Below are 6473 nucleotides of genomic sequence, written 5' to 3' on the forward strand. Positions count from 1 at the left end.
CGCCGTTCAGGAAGCGGGTTGATAGGGATGGCGCGCCCGCCAATGCCGGGCGATGTCGAGCCGGCGGCAGACCCAGACGCGGTCGTGGCGCGCGATGTGATCCAGGAAGCGTTGCAGCGCGACGATGCGGCCGGGCCGGCCGAGCAGGCGGCAATGCATGCCGATACTGAGCATTTTGGGCGCCTCGTCGCCTTCGGCGTAGAGCGCGTCGAAACTGTCCCTGAGATACTGGAAGAAGGGGGCGGCGTGCGAATAACCCTGCGGCAGCGCGAAGCGCATGTCGTTGCAGTCCAGCGTGTAGGGCACGATCAGTTGCGGCGCCACGCTGCCGTCGCTCTTTTGCACGCGCATCCAGAACGGCAGGTCGTCGCCGTAGTAGTCGCTGTCGTATTCGAAGCCGCCATAGTCCGCCACCAAGCGGCGCGTGCGCGGGCTGTCGCGGCCGGTATACCAGCCCAGCGGGCGGGTCCCGGTCAGTTGCGCGATGGCCTCCATGCCCAGGCGCAGGTGTTCGCGTTCGGTGGCTTCGTCCACGTTCTGGTAGTGCACCCAGCGCCAGCCATGGCAGGCGATTTCGTGGTCCATTTCGACCAGCGCCGCGGCCAGTTCGGGATGGCGTTGCAAGGCCATCCCGACCGCGAACACCGTCAGCGGCAGGCCGCGCTTTTCGAATTCGCGCAGGATGCGCCAGACGCCGACGCGCGAGCCATATTCGTAGATGCCCTCCATGCTCAGGTGGCGGTCCGGGTAGCAGGCCGGGTTGAACATTTCAGACAGGAATTGTTCTGAACCGGCATCGCCATGCAGCACGCAGTTCTCGCCGCCTTCTTCGTAATTGAGCACAAACTGCACCGCGATGCGGGCGCCGCCGGGCCATTGCGCATGCGGCGGGTTGCGGCCGTAGCCGATCAGGTCGCGGGGGTAGGGGCGGGTGGTGTCGTAGGTGCTCATGGCGGGGCGGGCGTGGACATCGTGCATGACACGATAAGGTAAACCGCGTTTCCTGTATACAATTTATGTACATCATTAGTGATGACCCTAATGCGCAGGTCAATGCCGATGCCAAGGGCCATGAAGCGATCGTCCCGCCGGCAAGCGCTGCGGGCGGGACGTCGGGGACACCCGGAAACAGAGGGGGTCAGCGCAGGTCGCCGCAAGGCCAGCCGCTGACGCCGTAGCCGCTGTCAGCCGTTGCGGTAGAGAAAGCTGTAGGCGTTGATCGCCGGTACCCCCCCGAGATGTGCGTACAGCACCCGCGAGCCGGCGGGGATTTCCCCGCGCCGCACGATGTCCATCATGCCCTGCATCGACTTACCCTCGTAGACCGGGTCCGTCATCATGCCTTCGAGACGGGCGCACAGGCGGATGGCCTCGTTGGTCTCGGCCGAGGGCAGGCCGTAGGCCGGATAGGCGTAGCGCGTGTCCAGCACCACGTCACTGTCGCTGATCGGGCGTTGCAAGCCCACCATGTCGGCGGTGCGCCGCGCGATGCGCAGGATCTGCGCGCGAGTCTGGTCGGGCGTGGCCGAGGCGTCGATGCCGATCACCCGGTCGGCGCGGCCATCGGCGGCAAAGCCCACCACCATGCCGGCCTGGGTGCTGCCGGTGACGGCGCAGACCACGATGTAGTCGAACTTGAAGCCCAGTTCGGCCTCCTGGCGCCGCACTTCCTCGGCGAAGCCCACATAGCCCAGCCCGCCTAGTTCATGGTCGGAAGCGCCGGCCGGGATCGCATAGGGCTTGCCGCCGCGCTTGCGCACGTCTTCCAGCGCTTCTTCCCAACTGCGGCGGAAGCCGATGTCGAAGCCCTGATCGACCAGGCGCACGTCGGCGCCCATCAGCCGGCTCATCATGATGTTGCCGACCCGGTCGTAGACCGCATCCGAATAGTCCACCCAATTTTCCTGCACCAGCACGCAGGCCAGGCCGAGCTTGGCGGCCACGGCCGCCACCATGCGGGTGTGATTGGACTGGATGCCGCCGATGGTGACGAGTGTGTCGCAACCCTGTTCCAGCGCCTGGGGAATCAGGTATTCCAGTTTGCGCAGCTTGTTGCCGCCGAACGCCAGGCCGCTGTTGCAGTCCTCGCGCTTGGCGTAAATCTCCACGTTGCCGCCGAGGTGGGCGGAGAGGCGTTCGAGCTTCTCGATGGGGGTGTCGCCAAAGGTCAGGCGATGGCGGGGAAAGCGTTGCAGATCCATGCGGGCTCCTGAGGGGAAGGGTCCGGGCTGATGGCGCCGCGGGTGGGAAAATCATAGGAACCGGCCGGATTGCTGGTCAATTGCGTATTTTTTCAGTCAAGGCATTTTTAATGGCTTGGAGTTTCTATTTTTTTAATTAATATTGAGAATAAGAAGATAAACACAAAATTAAATTTTATAGGGACGTATTGAATGGCCGCCATCGCCGGACTGGATCGTATCGACCGCCAGATCCTGCGCCTGTTGCAGCAGGATGCCCAGATCACCAACCTGGACCTGAGCGCGCGGGTGCACCTCAGCCCCGCGGCCTGCCTGCGGCGGGTCGAGAAGCTCAAGGCCGAGGGCATCATCAGGAAGACCGTGGCGCTGCTCGAACCGGCCGAGGTCGAGATGGCCACGCTGGTGATCGTGGGCGTGGTGCTGGATCGTTCCACGCCGGATTCCTTCACCGACTTCGAGCAGGCCGCGCGCGGCATCAGCGGCTGCCTCGAATGCCACCTGGTGGCGGGCGAGTTCGACTACTTCCTGATGCTGCGCATCCGCGACCTGGAACGCTTCAACAAGTTGCACGCGGGAGAGATCATCAAGCTGCCCGGGGTGCGCCAGATCCGCACTTTTTTCGTGTTGAAAGAGATCCTGTCGACCACCGCATTGCCGCTGTGACGCGGCTATTGCACAACACCTGCTGCACTTGCCAGAAAAAATGCCGCGCTGCGGCATTTTTTGTTGGCGGAATTTGCGGGCGTGTAGACGGCGTAATTGCAGGGGTTGCACGGACATTCCAACACCGCATGAAACCATTCCTGGCGCGCTTTTGCGTCACGCAATCGCAAGAAGACGCCCATAAACTCAAAGGGTTATACTTTCATGCATACGGCTTTCAAGGCTTGTACGCGCCTTCTGCCCCTGCTATCCGCTAAACGGGAAGCCCGTGTCGCGGAAGGTTTTCCTGCATCGTAATCGAGTGAAGCACTCGTAAAGGTGAAGCGATTATGTCTTCGGAAATAGAATCCCTATCCACGTCTTACTTGTTTGGGGGAAATGCCCCCTACGTCGAAGAGCTTTACGAAGCCTACCTCGACAACCCCGGTTCGGTACCTGACAACTGGCGCGAATACTTCGACCAGCTGCAGCACGCTCCCGCCACCGACGGCCAGGAATCCACCCGCGACCAGGCCCACGCTCCCATCGTCGAATCGTTCGCCCAGCGCGCCAAGGCCAATGCCTTCGTGCAGCGCTCCGCCGAACCCGACCTGAGCGTCGCCTCCAAGCAGGTCTCGGTGCAGTCGCTGATCGCCGCCTACCGCTCGCTCGGTTCGCGTTGGGCCGACCTGGACCCGCTCAAGCGCCAGGAACGTCCCCCGATCCCCGAGCTCGACCCGTCTTTCTACGGCCTGACCGAAGCCGATCTCGATCAGACCTACTCGGCCACCAACACGTACTTCACGACCGCCAGCACCATGACGCTGCGCGACATCCTGAAGGCGCTGCGCGACACCTACTGCCGCAGCATCGGGGCCGAATTCACGCATATCTCCGACCCCGCCGCCAAGCGCTGGATCCAGGAACGCCTGGAAACCACGCTGGGCGCGCCGACCTACACGGCCGAGGAAAAGCGCCACATCCTGCAGCAGCTGACCGAGTCCGAAGGCCTCGAGCGCTTCCTGCACACCAAGTACGTCGGCCAGAAGCGCTTCTCGCTGGAAGGCGGCGAGAGCTTCATCGCCTCGATGGACGAAGTGGTCAACCACGCCGGTGAAAACGGCGTCCAGGAAATCGTGGTCGGCATGGCCCACCGCGGCCGCCTGAACCTGCTCGTGAACATCATGGGCAAGATGCCCGGCGACCTGTTCGCCGAGTTCGAAGGCAAGCACGCCGAAGGCCTGACCGACGGCGACGTGAAGTATCACAACGGCTTCTCGAGCGACCTGTCGACCCGTGGCGGTCCGGTGCACCTGTCGCTGGCGTTCAACCCGTCCCACCTGGAAATCGTCAACCCCGTGGTCGAAGGCAGCGTGCGCGCTCGCCAGGAACGCCGCGGCGATGCCGAAGGCAAGCAAGTGCTGCCGGTGCTGGTGCACGGCGATGCGGCGTTCGCCGGCCAGGGTGTGGTGATGGAAACCCTGAACCTGGCCCAGACCCGCGGCTACGGCACGGGCGGCACGCTGCACATCGTCATCAACAACCAGATCGGCTTCACTACGTCCGACCCGCGCGACTCGCGTTCGACGCTGTATTGCACCGACGTGGTCAAGATGATCGAAGCACCGGTGTTCCACGTCAACGGCGACGATCCCGAAGCCGTGGTGTTCGTGACCAAGCTGGCGCTGGACTACCGCCTGCAGTTCCGCCACGACATCGTGGTCGACATCGTCTGCTTCCGCAAGCTGGGCCACAACGAACAGGACACCCCGTCGCTGACGCAGCCCCTGATGTACAAGCGCATCGGCCACCATCCCGGCACGCGCAAGCTGTACGCCGACAAGCTGACCACGCAAGGCGTGCTGGCCGAAGGCGAAGCCGACCAGCTGGTCAAGGACTACCGCCAGCTGATGGAAGACGGCCAGCGCACCATCGAGCCGGTGCTGACCGACTACAAGAGCAAGTACGCCATCGACTGGTCGCCGTTCCTGGGCGCCAAGTGGACCGACCAGGCCGACACCGCCGTGCCGCTGGCCGAACTCAAGCGCATCGGCGAGCGCATCACCACGGTGCCGGAAGGCTTCACGGTGCACCCGCTGGTGGCCAAGCTGCTCAACGACCGCCGCACCATGGCCAAGGGCGAGATGAACCTGGACTGGGGCATGGGCGAACACCTCGCCTTCGCCACTCTGGTTTCGTCGGGCTACGCCATCCGCATCACCGGCCAGGACTCGGGCCGCGGCACGTTCACGCACCGCCATGCCGTGCTGCACGACCAGAACCGCGAGCGCTGGAACGACGGCACCTACATTCCGCTGCAGAACGTCTCGGAAGGCCAGGCCCCGTTCACCGTGATCGACTCGGTGCTGTCCGAAGAGGCCGTGCTGGGCTTCGAATACGGCTACTCGAGCGCCGAACCCAACACCCTGACCATCTGGGAAGGCCAGTTCGGTGACTTCGTCAACGGCGCCCAGGTCGTGATCGACCAGTTCATCAGCTCCGGCGAAGCCAAGTGGGGCCGCCAGTCGGGCCTGACCCTGATGCTGCCGCACGGCTACGAAGGCCAGGGCCCCGAGCACTCGTCGGGCCGCATCGAGCGCTTCCTGCAGCTGTGCGCCGACAACAACATGCAAGTGATCCAGCCGACTTCGGCCTCGCAGATCTTCCATGTGCTGCGCCGCCAGATGATCCGCCCGTTCCGCAAGCCGCTGGTGCTGTTCACGCCCAAGTCGCTGCTGCGCAACAAGGACGCGGGTTCGCCCCTGACCGACCTGGCCGGCGGCAGCTTCCGCCCGGTGATCGGCGAGGTCGACGAGGCCATCGACGCCGCCAAGGTCAAGCGCGTGCTGGCTTGCTCGGGCAAGGTCTACTACGATCTGGTCAATGCCCGCCGTGAACGTGGCGCCGACAACGTCGCCATCCTGCGCGTCGAGCAGTTGTACCCGTTCGCGCACAAGGCCTTCGAGGCCGAGCTGCGCAAGTACCCGAAGGCCACGGAAGTGATCTGGGTCCAGGACGAGCCGCAGAACCAGGGCCCGTGGTTCTACGTTCAGCATCACGTGTACGAGAACATGGTCGAAGGCCAGAAGCTGGGCTACGCTGGCCGCGCCGCGTCGGCATCGCCGGCGGTGGGCTACCTGGCCAAGCACCAGGAGCAGCAAAAGGCGCTGATCGAAGCGGCTTTCGCGCCCAAGTTCAAGGCCATGCTGACCAAGTAACCCAACCCGATGCACGCGCGGCGTGCGGCAAGTTGCGAAAACCGTTTTCGAACTTTGCCCGCGCCGCGCGGTCCAGAACACATACTTTACGGAACAAACAAAATGGCTATCACCGACGTCGTCGTCCCCCAACTCTCCGAATCCGTTTCCGAAGCGACCCTGCTGACCTGGAAGAAGCAACCCGGCGCAGCCGTCGAGGCGGATGAAATCCTGATCGAAGTCGAAACCGACAAGGTCGTGCTGGAAGTGCCGGCGCCTGCTTCGGGCGTCCTGGCTGAAATCGTCAAGGGCGATGGCAGCACCGTGACCTCGGGCGAAGTCCTGGCGCGTATCGACACCGCCGCCAAGGCCGCGGCCGCGCCGGCCACCGCCCCGGCCGCCGAAGCGCCCAAGGCCGCCGCGCAAGCCGCCG

5 protein-coding genes are annotated in these 6473 nt (G+C 64.1%); 3 read left to right on the forward strand and 2 right to left on the reverse strand.

Annotation, left to right across the window (positions count from 1 at the left end):
* Positions 1-6 precede the first annotated feature (6 nt).
* Positions 7-951 (reverse strand): allantoinase PuuE, encoded by a 945-nt coding sequence (gene puuE / locus HV701_RS24535; RefSeq protein WP_175135611.1) that lies wholly within the window; start codon positions 949-951, stop codon positions 7-9.
* A gap of 233 nt (positions 952-1184) precedes the next feature.
* On the reverse strand, positions 1185-2201 hold the full coding sequence (locus HV701_RS24540) for a 1-aminocyclopropane-1-carboxylate deaminase (RefSeq protein WP_175135607.1): 1017 nt from the start codon (positions 2199-2201) through the stop codon (positions 1185-1187).
* Positions 2202-2393: 192 nt separating this feature from the next.
* On the opposite strand from HV701_RS24540, the gene HV701_RS24545 reads away from it, so the two are divergent.
* The 3 genes from HV701_RS24545 to HV701_RS24555 all read left to right on the forward strand — a co-directional run.
* Positions 2394-2864, forward strand: a complete 471-nt coding sequence (locus HV701_RS24545; protein WP_175135608.1) for an Lrp/AsnC family transcriptional regulator — start codon at positions 2394-2396, stop codon at positions 2862-2864.
* Positions 2865-3193: 329 nt separating this feature from the next.
* Positions 3194-6061: a 2-oxoglutarate dehydrogenase E1 component gene (locus HV701_RS24550; RefSeq protein WP_175135609.1), complete on the forward strand. Its 2868-nt coding sequence runs from the start codon at positions 3194-3196 to the stop codon at positions 6059-6061.
* A gap of 102 nt (positions 6062-6163) precedes the next feature.
* Positions 6164-6473 (forward strand): biotin/lipoyl-containing protein (locus HV701_RS24555; protein WP_338077773.1); only part of this gene is annotated, 310 nt, incomplete at its 3' end.

Origin of the sequence: Achromobacter pulmonis, from assembly GCF_902859765.1 — a bacterium.
Taxonomy (GTDB): Bacteria; Pseudomonadota; Gammaproteobacteria; order Burkholderiales; family Burkholderiaceae_B; genus Achromobacter; species Achromobacter pulmonis.

Excerpts from the sequence above, each read along its gene's own strand:
- puuE (WP_175135611.1), bottom strand. The coding sequence starts at position 951 with ATGAGCACCTACGACACCACCCGCCCCTACCCCCGCGACCTGATCGGC.
- HV701_RS24540 (WP_175135607.1), bottom strand. The coding sequence starts at position 2,201 with ATGGATCTGCAACGCTTTCCCCGCCATCGCCTGACCTTTGGCGACACC.
- HV701_RS24545 (WP_175135608.1), top strand. The coding sequence starts at position 2,394 with ATGGCCGCCATCGCCGGACTGGATCGTATCGACCGCCAGATCCTGCGC.
- HV701_RS24550 (WP_175135609.1), top strand. The coding sequence starts at position 3,194 with ATGTCTTCGGAAATAGAATCCCTATCCACGTCTTACTTGTTTGGGGGA.